General features: G+C 37.8%; 20 protein-coding genes, 1 other RNA gene and 1 riboswitch. Of the genes, 7 read left to right on the forward strand and 14 right to left on the reverse strand.

Annotated features, from left to right (window positions below):
• Nucleotides 1-184 precede the first annotated feature (184 nt).
• From rnpB to ACFX4R_RS06005, 6 genes are all read right to left on the reverse strand, one after another.
• An RNA gene (gene rnpB / locus ACFX4R_RS05980) (RNase P RNA component class B) lies at nucleotides 185-574 on the reverse strand.
• Nucleotides 575-637: 63 nt separating this feature from the next.
• Nucleotides 638-970, reverse strand: a complete 333-nt coding sequence (gpsB, locus tag ACFX4R_RS05985; RefSeq protein WP_013056140.1) for a cell division regulator GpsB — start codon at nucleotides 968-970, stop codon at nucleotides 638-640.
• A gap of 104 nt (nucleotides 971-1,074) precedes the next feature.
• Nucleotides 1,075-1,626, reverse strand: a complete 552-nt coding sequence (locus ACFX4R_RS05990) for an SLOG family protein (protein ID WP_043979456.1) — start codon at nucleotides 1,624-1,626, stop codon at nucleotides 1,075-1,077.
• Between the two features lie 63 nt (nucleotides 1,627-1,689).
• Nucleotides 1,690-2,214 (reverse strand): CotD family spore coat protein, encoded by a 525-nt coding sequence (locus ACFX4R_RS05995; protein ID WP_165575377.1) that lies wholly within the window; start codon nucleotides 2,212-2,214, stop codon nucleotides 1,690-1,692.
• A gap of 346 nt (nucleotides 2,215-2,560) precedes the next feature.
• On the reverse strand, nucleotides 2,561-3,811 hold the full coding sequence (locus ACFX4R_RS06000; protein WP_162213877.1) for a ribonuclease H-like domain-containing protein: 1,251 nt from the start codon (nucleotides 3,809-3,811) through the stop codon (nucleotides 2,561-2,563).
• A 4-nt stretch (nucleotides 3,812-3,815) separates the two neighbouring features.
• Nucleotides 3,816-6,086, reverse strand: coding sequence for a DEAD/DEAH box helicase (locus ACFX4R_RS06005; RefSeq protein WP_377569127.1), 2,271 nt, complete (start codon nucleotides 6,084-6,086; stop codon nucleotides 3,816-3,818).
• 121 nt (nucleotides 6,087-6,207) lie between these two features.
• Here ACFX4R_RS06005 and ACFX4R_RS06010 point away from each other — a divergent pair, with 121 nt between their 5' ends.
• The 3 genes from ACFX4R_RS06010 (at nucleotide 6,208) to ACFX4R_RS06020 (ending at nucleotide 8,583) form a co-directional block, all read left to right on the forward strand.
• Complete coding sequence (locus ACFX4R_RS06010) at nucleotides 6,208-6,459, forward strand: hypothetical protein (protein WP_043979463.1); 252 nt, start codon at nucleotides 6,208-6,210, stop codon at nucleotides 6,457-6,459.
• Between the two features lie 150 nt (nucleotides 6,460-6,609).
• A complete protein-coding gene (locus tag ACFX4R_RS06015) occupies nucleotides 6,610-8,121 on the forward strand; it encodes a sensor domain-containing diguanylate cyclase (protein WP_377569129.1) in 1,512 nt (503 codons plus the stop codon).
• A 150-nt stretch (nucleotides 8,122-8,271) separates the two neighbouring features.
• On the forward strand, nucleotides 8,272-8,583 hold the full coding sequence (locus ACFX4R_RS06020) for a DUF6509 family protein (protein WP_043980580.1): 312 nt from the start codon (nucleotides 8,272-8,274) through the stop codon (nucleotides 8,581-8,583).
• Nucleotides 8,584-8,807: 224 nt separating this feature from the next.
• Here ACFX4R_RS06020 and ACFX4R_RS06025 read toward each other — a convergent pair whose 3' ends face one another.
• The 3 genes from ACFX4R_RS06025 to ACFX4R_RS06035 form a co-directional block, all read right to left on the reverse strand.
• On the reverse strand, nucleotides 8,808-8,984 hold the full coding sequence (locus tag ACFX4R_RS06025; RefSeq protein ID WP_165575379.1) for a hypothetical protein: 177 nt from the start codon (nucleotides 8,982-8,984) through the stop codon (nucleotides 8,808-8,810).
• Nucleotides 8,985-9,088: 104 nt separating this feature from the next.
• Entirely contained in the window at nucleotides 9,089-9,292 is a 204-nt protein-coding gene (locus ACFX4R_RS06030; RefSeq protein ID WP_013056130.1) for a cold-shock protein, read from the reverse strand.
• 286 nt (nucleotides 9,293-9,578) lie between these two features.
• Nucleotides 9,579-9,746, reverse strand: coding sequence for a hypothetical protein (locus ACFX4R_RS06035; protein ID WP_013056129.1), 168 nt, complete (start codon nucleotides 9,744-9,746; stop codon nucleotides 9,579-9,581).
• 108 nt (nucleotides 9,747-9,854) lie between these two features.
• Here ACFX4R_RS06035 and ACFX4R_RS06040 point away from each other — a divergent pair, with 108 nt between their 5' ends.
• The 4 genes from ACFX4R_RS06040 (at nucleotide 9,855) to ACFX4R_RS06055 (ending at nucleotide 13,260) form a co-directional block, all read left to right on the forward strand.
• Nucleotides 9,855-10,400: a YhcN/YlaJ family sporulation lipoprotein gene (locus tag ACFX4R_RS06040; RefSeq protein ID WP_016763474.1), complete on the forward strand. Its 546-nt coding sequence runs from the start codon at nucleotides 9,855-9,857 to the stop codon at nucleotides 10,398-10,400.
• A gap of 337 nt (nucleotides 10,401-10,737) precedes the next feature.
• Entirely contained in the window at nucleotides 10,738-12,171 is a 1,434-nt protein-coding gene (putP, locus tag ACFX4R_RS06045) for a sodium/proline symporter PutP (protein ID WP_377569455.1), read from the forward strand.
• Nucleotides 12,172-12,271: 100 nt separating this feature from the next.
• Entirely contained in the window at nucleotides 12,272-12,931 is a 660-nt protein-coding gene (locus ACFX4R_RS06050; RefSeq protein ID WP_016763472.1) for an SIMPL domain-containing protein, read from the forward strand.
• A gap of 62 nt (nucleotides 12,932-12,993) precedes the next feature.
• Entirely contained in the window at nucleotides 12,994-13,260 is a 267-nt protein-coding gene (locus ACFX4R_RS06055) for a hypothetical protein (RefSeq protein WP_013082344.1), read from the forward strand.
• 182 nt (nucleotides 13,261-13,442) lie between these two features.
• On the opposite strand, the gene ACFX4R_RS06060 is transcribed toward ACFX4R_RS06055, so the two are convergent.
• The 5 genes from ACFX4R_RS06060 to ACFX4R_RS06080 form a co-directional block, all read right to left on the reverse strand.
• Nucleotides 13,443-14,624 carry a trans-sulfuration enzyme family protein gene (locus tag ACFX4R_RS06060; RefSeq protein WP_043979474.1) on the reverse strand — a complete coding sequence of 394 codons (1,182 nt, stop codon included), beginning with the start codon at nucleotides 14,622-14,624 and terminating at the stop codon, nucleotides 13,443-13,445.
• Nucleotides 14,608-15,753, reverse strand: coding sequence for a trans-sulfuration enzyme family protein (locus ACFX4R_RS06065; protein WP_377569132.1), 1,146 nt, complete (start codon nucleotides 15,751-15,753; stop codon nucleotides 14,608-14,610). The genes ACFX4R_RS06060 and ACFX4R_RS06065 overlap by 17 nt, the downstream gene beginning before the upstream one ends.
• A 71-nt stretch (nucleotides 15,754-15,824) precedes the next feature.
• A riboswitch (SAM riboswitch) is annotated at nucleotides 15,825-15,942 on the reverse strand.
• A 166-nt stretch (nucleotides 15,943-16,108) separates the two neighbouring features.
• The gene (locus tag ACFX4R_RS06070; RefSeq protein WP_043979476.1) at nucleotides 16,109-16,771 is read right to left on the reverse strand and encodes a hypothetical protein; all 663 of its coding nucleotides are present in this window, start codon (nucleotides 16,769-16,771) and stop codon (nucleotides 16,109-16,111) included.
• Nucleotides 16,772-16,840: 69 nt separating this feature from the next.
• Nucleotides 16,841-17,935 (reverse strand): spore coat protein, encoded by a 1,095-nt coding sequence (locus tag ACFX4R_RS06075; RefSeq protein ID WP_425203524.1) that lies wholly within the window; start codon nucleotides 17,933-17,935, stop codon nucleotides 16,841-16,843.
• A 229-nt stretch (nucleotides 17,936-18,164) separates the two neighbouring features.
• A complete protein-coding gene (locus ACFX4R_RS06080) occupies nucleotides 18,165-19,250 on the reverse strand; it encodes a CotH kinase family protein (protein WP_043979479.1) in 1,086 nt (361 codons plus the stop codon).
• Nucleotides 19,251-19,254: the final 4 nt, after the last annotated feature.

Consider the following 19,254-nt stretch of genomic DNA (forward strand, 5'->3'; position numbering starts at 1 on the left):
AGCTAAAGCTTTATTTTCTCCTAAGACCTGAGGCTGACAACAAGCTCAGTCTGACTGTACAAAAAAATGACAGCTTATGATAAGCTGTCATTTTGACATAAAAAAAGCTCTTCCATTATACGAAGAGCTGGGTTGGATTAAAATATAGTGTATAACAACAAGTGTCGATTGCTTTTCAATAACGTTCTGTAAGCCATGTTTTGTACCATTGTACTGCAAGCGGCTAGCTACCTCGTACTCCGGTGGCAATTATCTATCTACAAAATGTAACCATTTTGTCCTTCCTTCCGTTCAGTTCCTTCCAGAAAGTTCCCCTACCATTATTTGGGTTTCTCGCTCGAGGGGTTTACCTCGTTCCACTCTTACCATTTCTGATAAGACTTCGTCACTGTGGCACTTTCAGAGTAGTCAAGCCATATCTTAAAAAAGACTTAGGCTTTTTCCCCGCCGTTAGCTTTTAACAGCTACCCTAGCTTATGACTTCGCTAGGCACGAACACTACAGACATCGCAGTCTGTGCGAGCATGGACTTTCCTCTACATCCTCATATGTGATGCAGCAATTACCCGAACGTTATTGATAACGACTTTCCTTAGTATAATAAAAATAGGAGTTGAATGCAACTCCTATTTTTAGGTTATTCGTATAATTTACTTCCAAACACATGTTTTTCTAAGTTCGACAAACGTTTTAAAATATCAAAGTTTGTCGTACCCGCTTGCTGCTGCTGTTGAGCCGGCGGCGGGGTAAACGAAGGTTGTTGCGGCTTTTTAGATAACTCTTCTACTTGCTTTTTTAAGCGTAAATTTTCGGTTTGTAATGCTTCAATTTCTTCATGAAATGCTTCATAATCTTTAATAACAGAATCTAGATACTTATCTACTTCTTCTTGATTATAGCCTCTCATGCCTGTTTTAAATTCTTTTTCTAAAATTTCTTTGGCCGTTAAACGGATTTTATCAGCTAACATCTCTATCACCTCGAATACGATAAACCTTATCTTTATTATAATTCATTTTTTCAAAAATAGCTTCAAATGTCAATTTATCTTTTAAAATGTTTCGCCAAGTGGCGTTAAAAAGACGAAAATTTTTCTTCATCCACGATATCCTGTAAGTCGTGAGACGTCACCATTATAATAGGGTATTCTTCTCGTTCAGCACGTTTTTTAGCCGTTTCTAACATATACTGAGGACTTCCTTCGTGCTCTTCGTCGTAAACTAAACAAATACCTTCACTTTTTTCTACTAAAAATTGATTTTTCAACCGAAACTGTGCTGGACTTTCATATTTCTTTTTTGTGATGCTATCTACATAATCTGCTTGACTTAAGACGAATTCATACAATTCTTTATTGACGTCATTCCATTTTTCTTCTTGCTCCAAAAACGGTGTTAAAACAGCTAACTGAAGCTCGGGATAATCGAGCTGAAGATCAAATACCACTTCTGCTGCCCAAATTTCTACTCCTAGCTGGCCGCTAATCAATACCCATTCTAATCCATCTTCTACTAATTCCTGTAATTTTTTATAGAGCGCTTTTTTTATATATGTAATACCTTGATGTTTTTCATTAAAAATGCCAAGTTCGAATGGCTTATAACCGGTAACTGTTAGCACCTTCATTATATAACTCCTTTGTAACAAAATAGAATAGGAACTGATGTAATCAGCTCCTATTAGCGTACATTATCTAAAATACCCTGAATTTGGTCCTTGATGCGCGCCTTTTGTATGACAGCTTCCTTGGCCACAGCCTTTGTGTCCCGGATAACTAGCACCTGCTACTTGACCTGGGTAGCCTGCTCCTGCCACTTGACCTGGATAGCCTCCCATTTGACCTGGATAACCAGCACCTGCTACTTGGCCTGGATAGCCTCCCATTTGACCTGGATAACCAGCACCTGCTACTTGACCTGGATAACCAGCACCTGCTACTTGACTTGGATAGCCTCCCATTTGACCTGGATAGCCTGCTCCTCCTACTTGAGTTGGATATTGCTGCGCGCCGCCAAAAAACTGTTGGTTTGAAGTTTCATTTACAACAGATTGCGTTTGCGGGAAGTAATGTACGTGCTTCACATTTGTATGATTCACCAATGTATTATGACTTGGATGAATGTGAGGTACTACTACCTCCTGAGAAGTAAACTGCGTGCAGCATTTTGTTGGATGCACAATTGGTGGCATACATTTTGTTGGTCTTGGATACATATCCTTTTTCCCCTTTCACTGTTTAGTTATTACACTATTACAATATGTGAAGGGCAATGTACATGTACTAAGACAAACACCTATTTTTGACCTACATAAAGGAGTTATACGAATTTTTTAAACTGCTTAAGACAATTACTGTTAAACAAATTAATGCGAAAAATGATACTAAAATCACATTTTTCATGGGGCCTCTCTCCATCTCACCAAAGTTCTATTTTTAAGCTGTAAGAATAAGTCTTACATTGACTAATTTTATCAATGACTGAAAAATAGAACAATATAAAACATCTACAAAAACAAAAGAATAATAATTCTGAATTTTTTAAAATAAATCAGCTGAAGTCTATGCTTTAGCTGATTTATTTTTTAGTCTAAGAAGTCTTTTTTCAAGCGCTTCCTTCGACGTTTTTTTAGTCATTCCTCTGAGTTGATTCCACTTCTCCAAGGCTAGCTCAGTATATAGAAGTGCTTGATGAACATCTTTGAGACGATGCTCATAAATTTTAGCTAGCTCAACCAATGCTTCTATAGCGACGTCACCTTCACATGTTTGAACCAAGGGTTCAAACATGTCCACTGCCTCTTTCCAACTCTTCTCTTTTTTATAATGATAAGCCATCGCTAGCTGAGCTTTTTCATGCTCTTCTTTTTCTTTTTCTGCTACGCCCTGATAAAGAGAGAAAGCGTGCTTGTTCTCCCCTAACTGCTCGTACCACCTTGCTACTTCGTACGTTTCTTTTTCTGTAAACTCCTCACTAGTAAGGAGATGCTTTGATAAATGAATGTATAAGGTAATAAGCGATAAAATATCATGTTCATTATGTTTCATAATATCGAATAAGCCTCTTGGATTCTTCGTTTCAATAAAATCAAAATAAATCATGGGAGCTAAAAAACCTGGAATATCATCAACTCGTTCAATTCCAAGTATTTCTTTTTCGACATTCGCAAGCTTCACCGAACTCATTTTGTGTTTCCACAGCCTTCTTGACGCATGCAGCAAATCAAAGTGACCGAACTTAGGCAGCTTGGGCAAATGATCTCTCAATAGCGTATGGCGAGTCTTCACGTGAGGCCAATCGAAAGATTTCCCATTATAAGTCACAAGCGTCGTATAGTCTACTTCTTTTAAAAAACTTTCGTAAAATGCTACTTCTCCACTTGGCTCCGTTAATATATGCTGACGAAAAACGACGGAATCTTTTAGCACCCTTGCATATCCTAGCAAAAAGATAGTCGTTCCCGTACCTGTACTAAGCCCCGTCGTTTCCGTATCAAAGAAAAATAAATCTGAATATGTGTGGCCTTTCGATGAAAGCGGATGAGCAACTGTAGACCGATTCCATACTTCCACTACTTTTTTCAGCTCATTAAATTCATAATGTCCATGTTTGTAGTCGAGCGGGTAAACCACTTCTCTAATCATACAGTAGCTGTCTTCCGCAAAGTAAGGCACAGCATAATTCCCCTTCCATTCCTGCTCATAGGGAATAGATGCGCTCTTAGGTCGCTGCGGGTTACTTTCAACCGGCGGCTTTGCTTCTGTAACATGAAGATGCTTTTTCATACGGTTTAATTTATTTTTAAAAGACAAGAGTTCACCTACTTTGCAGTTGTTGTAGCAGCACGAGCGCATCGCTTTTTGCGCGTTCTCCCTGTGCTTCCATACCGATACAAGACGGACAGCCGCTTTCGCAAGAACAATTTACAATTAATTGATTGGTTTGACTTAGCACATCATTCATTTGTTCGTACACTTTGTCACTTAGCCCAATGCCTCCCGGGTATCGATCATATAAGAAGATAGTCGGCTGTTCGTTGTGCACCGCTTTTACCTGAGGCACTACATGTAAATCAGACGGATCGCACATCACCATAAGCGGTGCAATTGACTGAAGGGCATTTGCCACGGAAATGAGCGCTTGTTCCAATCGTTCTTCAGATTCGTAAAACTGTTCTTTTTCAAAGCTTAGCCACACGGCATTTGTATGAAGCTCTTCTTCTGGAAGTGAAATGGGACCTGACCCTATGTTTTCATGCGTCTCAAACTTTATTTTTTTAAATATCGTAGCCATAGCGCTGACCATTACATCGCCATAACCAATTGAATATGTTCTCTCCATCCGTTCTTTATCAGCTTCTAGCACCTTTAAGTTAACCGCTAAGTTTGCATCGGTGAAATAGTCTACATCGACTTCACGAACATACGCTTTTTTCTCATCCCAGTCCAAGTATTCTACCTGATACTGAATGCCTTGATGCAAGTAAATCGCCTCATCATGAAGAAGCGTCATGGCACTAAAGCGATCCATTTCTCCAATTACTTTCACATTTGCAACGTCCGATTGATCAATGATGACAACATTTTCTTGGGATGCAGAACGCAGACTGATATTATGAGCTGGGAACGAATCATTCATCCAGTACCATTTGTCTCCGCTAAAATGAATCACTCGCTCTTCTTGCAAAAACTCCAGCACATCTTCAATTTCTACCCCATCAAATGTTTCTCCCTGCTTAAACGGCAGCTCATAGGACGCACATTTTAAATGATCGACTAAAATAACAAGATTATCAGGATTAATTCGAGCTGTTTCTGGGTTTCTGCTAAAAAAGTAGTCCGGATGCTGAATCATATACTGATCAAGCGGACTTGAACTTGCGACCATCACAATGACGGCTTCTCCGTGACGTCTCCCTGCTCGTCCTGCTTGCTGCCAAGCACTTGCAACCGTGCCTGGATAACCTGTCATCACGCACACCTGCAGCTGCCCGATATCCACTCCTAGCTCTAAAGCATTCGTACTGACTACCCCGTAAATACTCCCCTCTCGAAGTCCTCTTTCTATTTCCCGTCGCTGCTTCGGCAAATATCCTCCGCGGTAACCTTGAATAGACTTATTTTGAAGCTGGTTTTTTACGAGCTCCTGCAGATACGTTAAAATAATTTCTACTCGTACTCGGCTTCGTGCAAATACAATCGTTTGAATTTTATTTTTCAAAAACTCTCCTGCAATATTTCGCACTTCAAGCGTAGCACTTCTTCTAATGTTTAACGGTTTATTAACAATAGGCGGGTTATAAAAAATAAAATGCTTGCGGCCGCTAGGCGCTCCGTTGTTATCTACTAACATAACATGAGCTCCCGTTAAATGTTCAGCGAGTTCTTTTGGGTTAGCGATGGTGGCTGATGTACAAATAAAGATAGGATTGCTTCCATAGTAGCGGCAAATTCGCTTTAACCGGCGTATAACGTTGGCTACGTGGCTTCCAAAAACACCGCGGTACGTATGAAGTTCATCAATCACAATGTACTGCAGGTTTTCAAACAGTGATACCCATTTAGTATGATGAGGTAAAATAGCTGAATGAAGCATATCTGGATTCGTAATAACAATATGACCTGCTTTTCTTACCTTTTGACGGATATTTGCCGGAGTATCTCCATCATACGTGTAGCTATTGATTGGTACTTCCATTTCTTCAATGATTTCATTTAATTCACTTTTTTGATCTTGGGCAAGGGCTTTTGTTGGAAACAAATAAAGAGCTCTAGCCTGATCATTCTCCATAATACTTTGGAGTACTGGCAAGTTGTAGCACAATGTTTTCCCCGATGCTGTCGGCGTCACAGCCACAACATTCTTCTTAGCTGTCGCCAAATCAAACGCTGTTTTTTGATGCGTATAAAGCGAACCAACTCCTCGGTTCTCAAGTGCTTGCCGCAGTTTCGTATGCAAAGGAGCCGGAAATGGCGCAGTTTTAGCTTCTTTCTCTTCGATTGTATGCCAATGAACAATATTTTTTTGATATGACGGATTCGTTTGCAAGATATCCATTACTTCTTGTAAGTTTTTTCGTATTCTCATTTTCATCACCTGCTTCTATTTTAACGAATGAACGTTCGATAGAAAACCATAAGTTTTTGTATGTTTTTGGGGGATTCGGACATGGTATTAATACAGTAAATTTTTCAAGGAGATGTTAAAAATGGGAAGCCCTTATCTTTGCCCTAGCTGCAAAACAAATCGAACGCGCTTTAATATTATTGAACAAAATGCAAAACCTGTAAAAATGGACCCAAGAAGCGGAGACGTCGTAGAAGAATACACAAACGATACGCTCGATGCCTTTCACGCTGCTTATAACGGACCGCAAAAACGTATTCAGTGCGGAGCTTGCGGCTTAGTAGAAGATGAGACCATGTTTGTACGACATGCTGAAACCAATAAACTTCAATAAAAAAGGTGAGGCTCTTTGGCCTCACCTTTAATCATGTAAATCTTTATGCTTTTTCTTGATCAAAAAGCAGACATTCTCATCTAAAAAATTCATGTCTTTTCTTATACAAACATGCTAAAATACCTAAAAAAAGATATGGAGATGATGGTCATGTCATTTCTTCTTTCGCTTTTACCTTTCTCCTTTCTGAAGAAATGTCATTTTCCTTCAGGAAGAGAAGTTAATGAAGATAAAATGTTCGATAAAACGAATGTAGAGATGCTTCAACAGAGAGTCAAGCTAGTTTCACTTGCTCTTGTAGTTTCCTATCCTATTTATATTTATATAGGGTTTTCTTTACTTCAACATGCGGGGACACCTCAGTTTAGACATACACTAATTGGTATTCATTTCACTAGTTTTGCTCTCTCCTCTCTTTATTTATTTTTCTATTATGTTAGTAAGAGAAAAGAACGGTTTGCTAACTACTTAAGCACCATTGTATATGGCTATATATTTTATTACGTATTTGCTGCAGCACTTTCTACTATTAACAGTCAGCTTTTCACAGGTCGCGTAGACGTGTATATGATGCTCTTGATTTCCACAGCTGTTTTATGTCCTATGAAATTAAAACATCTGTGCATCATTTTTATTCCTAACCATCTTTTTTTACTATACGGCTTATCACGATATGTACCAGATTCTTTTTCTCTTATTTCAAAGCAGATCAATACAACTGCAGCAGTTGCTATCGCTTTACTTATTTCGTACATTCTTTATACATACCGTCACAAAGAATATATGAATCATTTACAGCTAAAAGAAAGCGAACGTAATTTTTTTACGCTGTTCAAAATTAATCCCTATCCTTTACTATTAACGAGATTATCCGACCACAAAGTGCTGCTCATTAACAATAAAGCTATTCATTTTTACAATCTTGCTGCTCAAGATCTTGATCAAATAGACGGATTTATAATCTATCCTACTGATGAAGATCGAGAGGAGATTTTAAAACGTCTTCAACAAAAGAAATATGTAAAAAACCACATCCTAGAAGCACGTGAACATGGAGATTCTAAGTGGGTTATGATCAATTATGAATTACTAGAGTATCAAAGCGAAAGCTGCATACTCGCAGGTATTACCGATATAACCGATTTAAAAGCGGTTGAGCATGAATTGAGCTTACACGCTTCAACTGATATGCTAACCGGAATTTTAAATCGAAGAAGCGGAATGGAAAAACTGCAGCTGGAACTGCTGAGAGCTAAAACCAATCATACATCTTTTCTATTATGTTTTATCGATATTAATTCTTTAAAACTAGTAAATGATCAATACGGTCATAGAGAAGGCGACTGGCTTATTAAAACAATAGCAGAATCAATTAGTGGTTATATTAGCAAAGATGATACGCTCTTTCGCTACGGAGGCGATGAGTTTTTATTAATTGCTCCTGAACAAACGGAAGAATACGTACAAGAGCTATGGCAAAATATTAATGAACAGCTAGAAGATAAAAAGAAAGAATTTAATAAGCCATATGCACTGTCTGCGAGTTACGGATTTATTATATGTGCGCCTTCAGACAACACCAACCTAGATACATTAATTCAAAAAGCAGATGCTGCCATGTATAAGCAAAAACATACGCGCGTTTCTTCCGCCTTTAAGTAAATCATCGAAGTTCTTGCGCCATCGATTCGCTAAATAGAATGATCAAGGAATAAACCCGTGCATGGATTAAGCATGCACTTTCTTTCTTTGCAAAGAAAAACTATAATAGATGATGCAAGCATTTTACTGATATATGGAAAGGACGTACATATGTTTACAATTAAAGAATATACAGCTGAACAATTGCAGGATCCATTTGGTCTCCTTCTAGGTGAACGCTATGAATTTCATTTATACATTGAGGTAGAAGAAGATGATGAATTATATACGGGCAACGACCTAGCACTACGCTTAGTATATATTAAAGGCAAAGATAACACTTCTATTGCCCAAACTCATTTTTACGAAGTTTCAACAAATAAAGTATTAGACTTCGACCTTGAAGAAGAGGAAGAAGAAGCTGTAAAAGAGTTTTGCGGGAAGCACTTACCTTCAGAGGAAGGTACAAATAACGAGGAATAATTAAAAGAGACTGGGACAAACGTATTTTAGTTGAAGGAAAATCCGAACGATGAATCGAGATTCTTGGTGGAGAATCAAACTCGTTCGGATTTTTTCATTGGTAGAGTGAACATAGGTTTTATGTATGTAACTGCTTCTAGCTGTTGTGTAAAAAACGATCCCTACTAGCTCATTTATCTCATTTGTTCGTCTGTAGATTGAATTGATTGCGTTATGTCCAATCCTCATTTTTGATTTCGTTTTTCCATTAGCTTTTTAACTACTTCTTTTGGCTCCCAGCATGTAAACTGATAAGAAGGACGGGTTTCATAGCCCAGTCTTTTGCATCGATATTTCATTCCCTTATCCAATTTAATACTTTGAAAATGTTGACATGTGGCACAGCAATGAAATGAACTCATGCCTTCCCTTCTTCCCTACTTTAATCTATTTTCTTAATCATACAAATAAAACAAATTTGTATAAAAAAAGCTGCCTGTCGGCAGCTTTCATATGTAGCGTTGAATTATAATTTTACAACATTCTCCGCTTGAGGTCCACGTTGACCTTCAACGATTTCAAATTCAACTTTTTGGCCTTCTTCTAATGTTTTGAAGCCTTCAGATTGGATAGCTGAAAAATGAACGAATACGTCATTTTCGCCTGGTACTTCGATAAAACCGAAGCCCTTTTCACTGTTAAACCATTTTACTGTACCTGTAGTAGCCATGTAAAAAACCTCCAAAAAATGTAAAAAATTTAATATGTTACTCTATATTTACATTTATACCGTAAATAAAAAATTCACATATTATAAAAGAGACCTACGCGAAGTAGATCTCCTTTATAACAAGTGAATTTTCACTAAATCTAATTCGAGTGTATGGTCAAACGTAGTATTCATTACATTTATTAAATTTGGTTGCGTTTACATTATACTATACCTATATGTAAAATGCAAATATTTGGCCATTCTTAGCATATGGCTCAGCCGTTTTGCAAAATATTGATCTTCCTTACGTCAACATGTTATCAATATGGGCGTCGATAATTTCTTTTCGTTTATTTTGCAGGGTCTCAAATAATAACTTAGCTTCTTCTGAAGTTAGTGCAAACGTTGTTGTTTCTTCATGGTTTTCTTCTTTTGTATGAAGCACAAATATGCTTTGTTGAATTCCACTCATACATATTCCTCCTTTTTCGATAGTATAGGCTTTTTTATATTTTTCATGTATGCTTCACACGTTTTTAACAAATTATAAGAAAGGTTAAAACTTATAAGGAGTGATACTATGAAGAAATCGTTTTTGTTTGTTGTAGGCTGCATGACGACCCTTTCTTTATTCGGCTGCAGCACAGCAGATCAAGGTAAAGATGGCGTCATTGATGATGATACAGTCCGCAACGTCACATATGAAAATGGAAACAATAAAACGAAAATGAATGACGTGAACGATACGCAAGATGTACAGCGTAACGAAAAAGAACAATATAACCAGTCGGGCGGAATGAGAGTAGCCGATGTGGCGGCTGATCGTATCGTAGCATTAAAAAACGTTAAAGATGCTAACGTAATCGTAACCGATCATACAGCTTACGTAGCAGCTGTATTAGACGATAACAAAGAAGGTAATCTCACAAAAGATATGGAGCATAAGATCGCACATGAAGTGAGAAAAGCTGACGGCAGTGTTCATCGAGTGTTTGTATCAACAAACCCTGACTTTGTAAACCGTATGAACGGATATGTAGACAAGCTTCAAACCGGCAAACCAGTCTCTGGACTGTTTGATGAGTTTTCAGAAGTTGTTCGCCGCGTATTCCCGAACTCACGCTAATATACATGAATGTTAAAAGAGCATTTTATAAAATGCTCTTTTCATTTTACCTATTGCATAAAATATTGCATAAAAAATGCGCTTATAAGTTTCTGAATATTTTTATTTTATTTTATTTTGAAATCGATTTCATTTCTTTATTATAGAGGGATAGGGGATTTTCGCCTCATGTATTTTACGGTTTTGTGGGTTGATAGTAAGGGAAAAGTTTGTTAGCTTTAGAAACCATAAGATGTTTGCATGGCGAGTAGTGCTCGTTTCATGCATAAAAAATGCATAAAGGGGAGATTTGGTGGATATTGGCATTTATATTTCACTGGGCATTTATTTTGTAGGAATGCTTGGAATAGGATGGTACGCCTATAGAAAAACAACTCAAGACGTATCGGGTTACATGCTAGGAGGACGCGGACTAGGTCCAGCCGTTACCGCCCTTTCAGCAGGTGCTTCAGATATGAGTGGATGGATGCTTATGGGTCTTCCTGGATCCATGTATGTGACAGGTCTTTCAAGTTTATGGCTTGCAGTAGGTTTATCTATTGGTGCTTATTTAAATTATTTGATCCTCGCTCCGCGTCTTCGCACTTATACGGAAGTAGCGAATGACTCTATTACAATTCCAGACTTTTTTGAAAATCGCTTTGGCGACCACGCCAAGGTTCTTCGAACAGTATCAGCGATTGTTATCTTTATTTTCTTCACTCTTTACACTTCAGCTGGTATGGTATCAGGCGGACGATTATTCGAATCGGCATTTGGTGTGAATTATCAAATTGGCTTATTTGTAACAGCATCTGTTGTTATTGCCTACACCCTTTTCGGTGGATTTTTAGCCGTTAGTTTAACAGATTTTGTTCAAGGTGTTATTATGTTTCTTGCCTTAGTTTTAGTACCTATTGTAGCTTTCACCAATGTTGGAGGCGTTAACACAACAATAGATATTGTACAGGACATTAATCCAGCATACCTTGACATTTTTAAAGGTACGACCGTTTTAGGTATTATATCTTTCTTAGCCTGGGGACTTGGCTATTTCGGACAGCCTCATATTATCGTTCGCTTTATGGCTATCTCTTCTGTTAAGGAGTTAAAACCCGCACGTCGTATTGGAATGAGCTGGATGATTATTTCTATTATTGGTGCTATGCTGACAGGACTGGTTGGGATTGCATATGTAGAAAAAACAGGTATGAAATTAGCAGATCCTGAAACTATTTTTATTAAATTTGCGGATATACTCTTCAATCCGTTAATTACTGGATTCTTATATGCAGCTTTACTAGCGGCAATTATGAGTACCATTTCTTCTCAGCTGCTTGTAACGGCAAGCTCTGTTACAGAAGACTTTTATAAAACATTTTTCCGACGCAAGGCCTCTGACAAAGAGCTTGTAACGGTTGGAAGAGCTGCAGTTTTAGGTGTTGCAATTATTGGCATTTTGCTTTCTTTAAAACCTAGTGATACGATTTTAGGACTGGTTGGATATGCTTGGGCTGGATTTGGTTCAGCTTTTGGTCCTGCTATTTTACTAAGTCTTTACTGGAAACGTATGACTCGATGGGGAGCACTTGCAGGGATGATTGTAGGTGCTGCTACAGTATTAATTTGGGTAAATACTCCATTGAAGGATGCCCTTTACGAAATGATTCCTGGATTTTTCTTAAGCTTGCTGGCTGTTATTGTAGTAAGTCTGTTAACAAAAAAGCCTTCAAAAGCTGTAGAAGATCAATTTAGAAACATGGAAAGCGTATTAGAACAGCATACAAAATAGTAAAAAAAGTACACAAGTCGTAACTTGTGTACTTTTTGCTTTTAATGCAAGCCATGTTGTCATATATATGTACTAAAGACAGATTAAGGAGGGTTTTTACATGCAACATTCTTATTTCCCTTACGAACCTACACAGCAACTGCGCGTAGATACACAAAATAGAGAAATTAAAGTAATTGGTGAAGGAAGTGTTTCAGCAGTTCCAAATGAAATTTCCATGACGATTGGAACCCGCACGGAAAACCGAGACGTTCAAGAAGCCTTAAAAGAAAATTCAGCTGTTTCAAATACTTTGCTGCAAGAAATAAAAAAACTTGGAATCAATGACCAGCAAATTGAAACAGCTTCGTTCACCATAAATCCTAAATATGATTACAGTGATGGAAAATCGACTCTTACTGGATACGAAGTACAGCACTTATTTAGAGTAAGAGTACAAGATGTAAAACAAGCTGGCGATGTCTATAACGCTACTTTTTCAAGCGGCGCCAACGTAGCGCAAGATCTTCAATTCCACGTTACAAATGATGATAAATATGAACAAGAAGCGATAAGTAAAGCTTTGCTTAACGCTAAAGAAAAGGCCTTTACCATTGCCAACACGCTGCAGCTCCCTATTAACCAAATCCCCATTTTAATCGAAGAAGGCCCCGTCTATCAGTCATCTGGCTCCTCGCCTAAGTTATTAGCAGCCTCTCCCCCTATTCAAGCTCAGTCCTTGACTGTATCTGCTTCTGTAAAAGTTACGTACACGTATTAATACTTATGGTAAACTATAGATTATTATAATGAAGAAACTAATCTAAAGGAGCTCTTTGCACAATGACTTCTGAACATTTACTAGCAGCTTATCAAACCCTATGGTTGAACCGTTCGTTCGCTTCTAAACAAGCCATGACAAGTGAAGATCAGCTTCACGAAGCCATTATGAAGGATTTAAAAGATGAAATGACTCATCCACGCGTCCGGCAAACACCGTATGTAAAATATCACCTTGGCATAAAAAGAATTCTAAACAGCAGTCTTTCCTCTGATGAAAAAGTTGCGCTTACGTCCCTATACACAAACCTTTTAGATAGCTGTATATAACGGATATCAATCCAGTGTAAAGACGAACAAATGGGATAAAGGAGCTGAACCGCTAGAAGCAACGAAATAGATGAAACCTACGTTCACCGTGACAACAAAAAACAAGAACTATTAATCAGTAATTTTGATTAATAGTTCTTGTTTAACTTTAACTACAATACTTTTGTCCCAGTCTCTTTTCTTTATTTAATTAACGCCTTTTCTTCTAAGCTTTGAAAAACAGCGTTAAAGTCTTGCTTCAAATCCTCAAATTCCTCTAACCCTACTGAAAGGCGAAGAAGTGAATCAGTAATTCCTTTTTCTTCACGCACTTCTTTTGGGATACTCGCATGAGACATTGTTGCAGGATGCGTTAGAATGGATTCAACTGCACCTAGACTAACGCCAATTGAAGCCAATTTGACTCCTTGTAAAATATGTCGCGCTACTTTTTCATCCTGTACTTGGAAAGAAATCATAGCTCCGTATCCATTTGCTTGTTCTGAAATCAGTTTGTGGTCCGGGTGACTTTTTAAGCCCGGGTAGTATACACGGCTCACTAGAGATTGTTCTTCAAGCCACTTTGCAAACTGCAGCGCTGTTTTTAACTGCTGATCTAAACGAACTTTTAATGTCTTAATTCCTCGAAGCAGTAAAAAACAATCCTGCGGTCCTAAGATAGCACCAAAAGCATTTTGTACAAACTTTACTTCTTCTGCTAGCTTTTCATCGCTTACCACAACTAGACCGCCAATGACGTCACTGTGACCGCTGAGATATTTTGTAGCACTATGAATCACAATATTTACACCAAGGTCAATCGGCTGCTGTAGATAAGGTGTTAAAAACGTGTTATCCACAATTGTAAGGAGGTTGCGCTCCTTCGCCAAACTTGCTACTGCTTTAATATCCGTTACCTGTAAAAATGGATTTGAAGGGCTTTCGATATAAATAGCCTTCGTATCTTTTGTGATAGCTTCTTCTACTTTCTCAACCTTCGTTGTATCAACAAAAGTTGTTTTGATACCAAACTTTGAAAATAATCGTGTTAATACACGATATGTCCCGCCGTACGTATCATGTGAAACTAAAATTTCATCCCCTGATTCAAAAATAGATAACACCGATGAGATAGCAGCCATACCTGATGAAAAAGCAAAACCAGCGTATCCATTTTCTAGCTGAGCAATGGTGTTTTCTAAAGCCTCACGAGTTGGATTTCCTGAACGAGAATAGTCATAGCGGCCGTTGTTCGTCTCATCTTCTTGGTTAAATGTAGATACCTGATAAATAGGTACGTTAACCGCTCCAAAATGACCGTCAATTCCTGTATTTGCATGAATTAAGTTCGTACCAAATCTATGTTTATTATTGTTGGTATGCATCAAATGCCTCCTTCAAATCTTTAATTAAATCATCTGCGTGCTCAATTCCAACTGATAACCGCAGTAAACAGTTTGTTACTCCGACACGATTTCGAATTTCTTCCGGAATATCAGCATGTGTTTGACGAGCTGGGAATGTCATTAAACTTTCCACGCCTCCTAAGCTTTCTGCAAATGTAATAACTTTGACATTTTCTAAAAGTACTGACACGATGTCAGGGTGTGAGACAGCAAAAGAAATCATGCCTCCAAATCCAGTTGCTTGTTTCTTCATGATTTCATAGCCTGGATGTGTTTCAAGACCAGCGTAATACACTTTTTCCACGAGATCATGAGCAGTAAGCCAATTTGCAATTTTCAGTGCATTTTCATTATGCTTTTCCATACGAAGCGCTAGCGTTTTAACACCGCGTAATAACAGCCAGCTATCCTGTGGACCTAAGATTGCCCCAGCTGCATTTTGATAAAAACGAATTTTCTCTCCTAAGCTACTACATCGAGCGACTACAAGACCAGCAACTACATCATTATGACCCCCAATGTATTTGCTTGCACTATGTATCACAATATCTGCTCCAAGCTCTAAAGGACGCTGATAATAAGGGGACATGAAGGTATTGTCAACGATGGTAAGCAAATCATGCTGTTTAGCTAACGCAATTGCTTCTGGCAAATCAGTCACGTGCATCATTGGATTCGTAGGTGTTTCAATAAATAAAGCTTTCGTATTGGGACGAAGCGCATCTTTTACTTGTTCGAGATGGGCTGTGTTGACGTACGAAACAGTAATTCCTTGCTCTGAAAAAATTTCATTTAGTACTCGGTACGTTCCTCCGTATAAATCCTCTGATACAATTAAATGATCTCCGTTTTTAAATAGTGCTAAAACTGCCATTACACCCGCCATTCCTGAAGCGAATGCTACTCCTACTTCTCCTTTTTCCAAAGCAGCAATTGCTTCTTCCAATGCTGTACGAGTAGGATTTGCCGTACGTGCATAGTCAAATCCTGTACTTTGCCCTAAAGCAGGATGAGCAAATGTTGATGCTTGGTAAATGGGGGTTGTAATAGAACCTGTTGAAGGGTCACGACCTACTCCTGAACGAACTAATAAAGTTTCAATTTTCATCTATTTCTCTCCTTAACTCAAAATAAAAAACACTCTTCACAGATGGAAGAGTGTTCGTTTATACACGATTTCTCTCATCTGTTAGAACAATACTGATGTTCCACAGGAATTAGCACCGTTCAAATGAATGTTTCATTTGATGGTTGCCGGGCATCGCAGGGCCAGTCCCTCCGCCACTCTGGATAAGAGTTCTATATAATTGTTGGTGGTTAACGTTTGTTGTTAATAACTTTAATAAAGATTTTCTATATTGTCAACATAATTTTCTAAAAAATTTAAATCGTCTCATTTGTTTATTCAATATACTTGTCCTGATAAACACATAAAAAAAGAGACGAAAGCGAGGTCTCTTTTTTTAAGGCAAGTGTACAGATTTTACGTGAGCTAACTTCCAATACATACTTTCTCCATTTGCCGTAATTAGTTCAACAATATTATTAGAAACTTCTTTAAGTACGCCAATCTTTTCTGATTGATCCCCTAAATCTAATACGACCAGCTGATTTTCATATTTTTTAAGCTGCTCTTCAAAGTTTCTGACAAAAGGTGCAGAGGCGGGCCTTACGGGGAGCTCTTTGTCACTTAAAGAATAAGGGGTTAACTCATTACTGTAAGGGGTAAGCCATTTCAAATGATGCAGAGAAACAAAGACATTTTTATACACTGGAGAATAAAACACAAGATAATCATTCAGCACGCTTGTGATATAGCCATGCAATGATTTCCCTCCCGTTACATAAATTTCAATAAATTTCCCTTTTGCCTGCTGTAAAATATTACGATAAGAAATCCGCTGACTTTCTTCTATCAAATTCTCTTCTATTTCACGTAAAACCGTATAGTCTTCTTCGGATACTTCCCGCAAACGATGCATGTGTAAAAGAGGAATATACAAATAATCATGTCCATTATACAAAACCATAATATCTAATCCAAGATCAATAAGTCTGCCAACAAATCTCGTTTTACCTGAAATATCCAACTCCACAATTTTATTGATATAATGATTCATACTCATACTCATTCTCCTCCTTTTTCCTATATGTTAGAAAAGGTGCTTTATAAGCACCTTTTATGTTCCATTTCATCATGCTTTCCAACGATAATTTTTCGTTTTAATAACTTTCTCGGCCGGTGCTGAAGAGCGTGAACCCGTACGGCGTCCTCGAGAGCGATCGTCTGTGCGTCCACCCGTACGGCGTCCTCCCGAGCGATCGTCTGTGCGTCCACCCGTGCGGCGTCCTCCCGAGCGATCGTCTGTGCGTCCACCCGTGCGGCGTCCTGTACGTTCTCCCGTACGGCTTCCTGTACGTTCTTCTGTAGACTTCGCAGCTTCAGCCTCTCCATTTTCTTCTGTTTCTTCATTATTTTGATTGTTATCGTTTTGCTTAAAAGCCCCTTTTGCTCCCACACAAATGGTTTTAACGTGTCTTGGCTGTAAGCGTAATACTTGATTATTCTGCACAAGTGTAAATGTACCATTTCGGCTTTGTACTAACACGCCCTCTACAGCTTCAGGTCCTCCATTATTGATTGATACCCATTTATGAGAAAGGTGGGCAAAAAGATCGTTAAAGCTTTTGGATTTCATATATTCTGGTTCTTGGCTCACTAAGAGTTCATTTGCAGATTGACTAGTTTGATCTCCGTTGTTGTTTTGATATTCACTCACACTCTTAACGTGTTCAGTATTAATATAGACGACACCGTCGTCCTCTGTGAGTAATACTATATAAGCAGATTCAAATGAACCTAAGACATCAAGAAGCTGACCTGCTTTTTTCTCAGGTCCACCTTGGTTAACCTGCACATATTTAGTTTTCATCAATGATAAAGTTGTAGCAAAAGTTTTTCCTCGATATAATTCTAATTCTGCGCTAATTCCAGTAAACGTTTGTGCCGAATTTGACATAGTATCTTCAGTGATACTTTTTACATGCGCTAAGTGATAATATACAAGTGTATATTCTTGTTGATTATTATTTTGGTTGTTTTGGTTGTTTTGGTTGTTATTTTCACCATTATTGTTATTATTGTTATTGTTGCTTTCCACTGCTAAGATTAAATAATCTGATTGCACGTCAACCAAATAACCTGTTTTAGATTCAGGTCCTCCACGATAAACGGTCACCACTCTTCCTTTTAGGGGTTTGAAGTGAGAAGAATAGCCTTTATCAGGCATTTGTATATTTCGGCTGCGTTTTTGGCTTGATTTTTGGCGTGGATTTTGATTTTGCCCTTGTTCTTGGCCATAGTAATAGTTACTCATTGTTTTTCCTCCTTATTAGTTATCCTTATTGGTCATTCATACTGTATATATACGTATCATGTACAGCTATTGATTTCCTGCATTTGCCTATTATTAACAAAATCCACTGTTGCCTATAAATTGCCTATAAATCTACCTCTTTTTAAAGAGTCAAAAGGTTATTTTCAATATATGCTGTTCGTTCTTTTATAAAAGACAGCATAAATTCCGGTTCTTTGTGAAATTGTTCCAAGTTATCTTTTACGTAAGGATCTTTTAATACATAAGGAGCAATATACTCATGCAGTTGATAAATGATTGGTTTCATGTATTCTATTGTAAATTGATTATTTAGAACATTGTTCATTTTTTGAATATACCGCTTTTTAATGCTGTTCACGGCCAGTAAGCGAGCTGTAAGCGTATTAAATCCTTGTGCGCGGACATAGTCTCCTTCCATTACTTTTCCATTTACATCTCTTCCCCAAGTTGCATCATAATCCCATGGAATCAGTTCAAAGCGCCCGCTTTCATGATTTAGATAGAGGGCATAGTTATGGACAAAACCGTCGTAATTCTGCATACAAATAATACCGACTAACCAAGATAAGTAGCGGTCGACGTTCAGGTACTTCTCAATATTCTGTTCGAATTCCGTATTTGTCCACGTATTAAGATTAAATATAAACTTTTCTAATTTTTCCTCATCCCCTTCTTTCACTGCTTTATCTTCATATCCAGATAACAAAGTTGTTTTCGGCCTTTTATCCAAATCGCTCATCAAAGAAAAATTAGCATCTCCGTCCACTGCATAAAATATGGATCCATCCGCTAAATTTCTTTTTTTCAAAAATAGTTCATCTACCGATTCGAGTTGAAGATATATTCCTTCATTTTTCCCATTAATCTTAAGAGTGACAAACTGAGAATGAGGAGATAAAACGTCTAAAGAAGAGAAAAAATCGAGGGACAATTTGTTGCGCATAAGCGATGGATCTTTGTATTCAGCGTTTAGGTGTATTTCTTTGGCTCGCTGAAATATTTTTGGAGAATAAAATTCAATATAATATGACTTTTTTTTCATCTTCCGAATGTGGGAGCCTCTTAGCAGCAAATCAATATCGTAGCGTTTTTTGTTAAACTTCATCGTTGCCTGAACCGCTTCTTCTGACCAAATATCTCTTTGCATTTCCTTTAAATCTTTTACATTCACAAACAGAGCGTATTGAGGGATTTCTTTTTGCTTCATTATT

Source organism: Priestia sp. YIM B13490, from assembly GCF_042787735.1.
Taxonomy (GTDB): Bacteria; Bacillota; Bacilli; order Bacillales; family Bacillaceae_H; genus Priestia; species Priestia megaterium.

Coding starts and splice junctions, on each gene's coding strand:
- gpsB (WP_013056140.1), bottom strand. CDS start 970: ATGTTAGCTGATAAAATCCGTTTAACGGCCAAAGAAATTTTAGAAAAA.
- ACFX4R_RS05990 (WP_043979456.1), bottom strand. CDS start 1,626: ATGAAGGTGCTAACAGTTACCGGTTATAAGCCATTCGAACTTGGCATT.
- ACFX4R_RS05995 (WP_165575377.1), bottom strand. CDS start 2,214: ATGTATCCAAGACCAACAAAATGTATGCCACCAATTGTGCATCCAACA.
- ACFX4R_RS06005 (WP_377569127.1), bottom strand. CDS start 6,086: ATGAGAATACGAAAAAACTTACAAGAAGTAATGGATATCTTGCAAACG.
- ACFX4R_RS06010 (WP_043979463.1), top strand. CDS start 6,208: ATGGGAAGCCCTTATCTTTGCCCTAGCTGCAAAACAAATCGAACGCGC.
- ACFX4R_RS06015 (WP_377569129.1), top strand. CDS start 6,610: ATGTCATTTCTTCTTTCGCTTTTACCTTTCTCCTTTCTGAAGAAATGT.
- ACFX4R_RS06020 (WP_043980580.1), top strand. CDS start 8,272: ATGTTTACAATTAAAGAATATACAGCTGAACAATTGCAGGATCCATTT.
- ACFX4R_RS06025 (WP_165575379.1), bottom strand. CDS start 8,984: ATGAGTTCATTTCATTGCTGTGCCACATGTCAACATTTTCAAAGTATT.
- ACFX4R_RS06030 (WP_013056130.1), bottom strand. CDS start 9,292: ATGGCTACTACAGGTACAGTAAAATGGTTTAACAGTGAAAAGGGCTTC.
- ACFX4R_RS06035 (WP_013056129.1), bottom strand. CDS start 9,746: ATGAGTGGAATTCAACAAAGCATATTTGTGCTTCATACAAAAGAAGAA.
- ACFX4R_RS06040 (WP_016763474.1), top strand. CDS start 9,855: ATGAAGAAATCGTTTTTGTTTGTTGTAGGCTGCATGACGACCCTTTCT.
- putP (WP_377569455.1), top strand. CDS start 10,738: ATGCTTGGAATAGGATGGTACGCCTATAGAAAAACAACTCAAGACGTA.
- ACFX4R_RS06050 (WP_016763472.1), top strand. CDS start 12,272: ATGCAACATTCTTATTTCCCTTACGAACCTACACAGCAACTGCGCGTA.
- ACFX4R_RS06055 (WP_013082344.1), top strand. CDS start 12,994: ATGACTTCTGAACATTTACTAGCAGCTTATCAAACCCTATGGTTGAAC.
- ACFX4R_RS06060 (WP_043979474.1), bottom strand. CDS start 14,624: ATGCATACCAACAATAATAAACATAGATTTGGTACGAACTTAATTCAT.
- ACFX4R_RS06065 (WP_377569132.1), bottom strand. CDS start 15,753: ATGAAAATTGAAACTTTATTAGTTCGTTCAGGAGTAGGTCGTGACCCT.
- ACFX4R_RS06070 (WP_043979476.1), bottom strand. CDS start 16,771: ATGAGTATGAATCATTATATCAATAAAATTGTGGAGTTGGATATTTCA.
- ACFX4R_RS06075 (WP_425203524.1), bottom strand. CDS start 17,935: ATGCCTGATAAAGGCTATTCTTCTCACTTCAAACCCCTAAAAGGAAGA.
- ACFX4R_RS06080 (WP_043979479.1), bottom strand. CDS start 19,250: ATGAAGCAAAAAGAAATCCCTCAATACGCTCTGTTTGTGAATGTAAAA.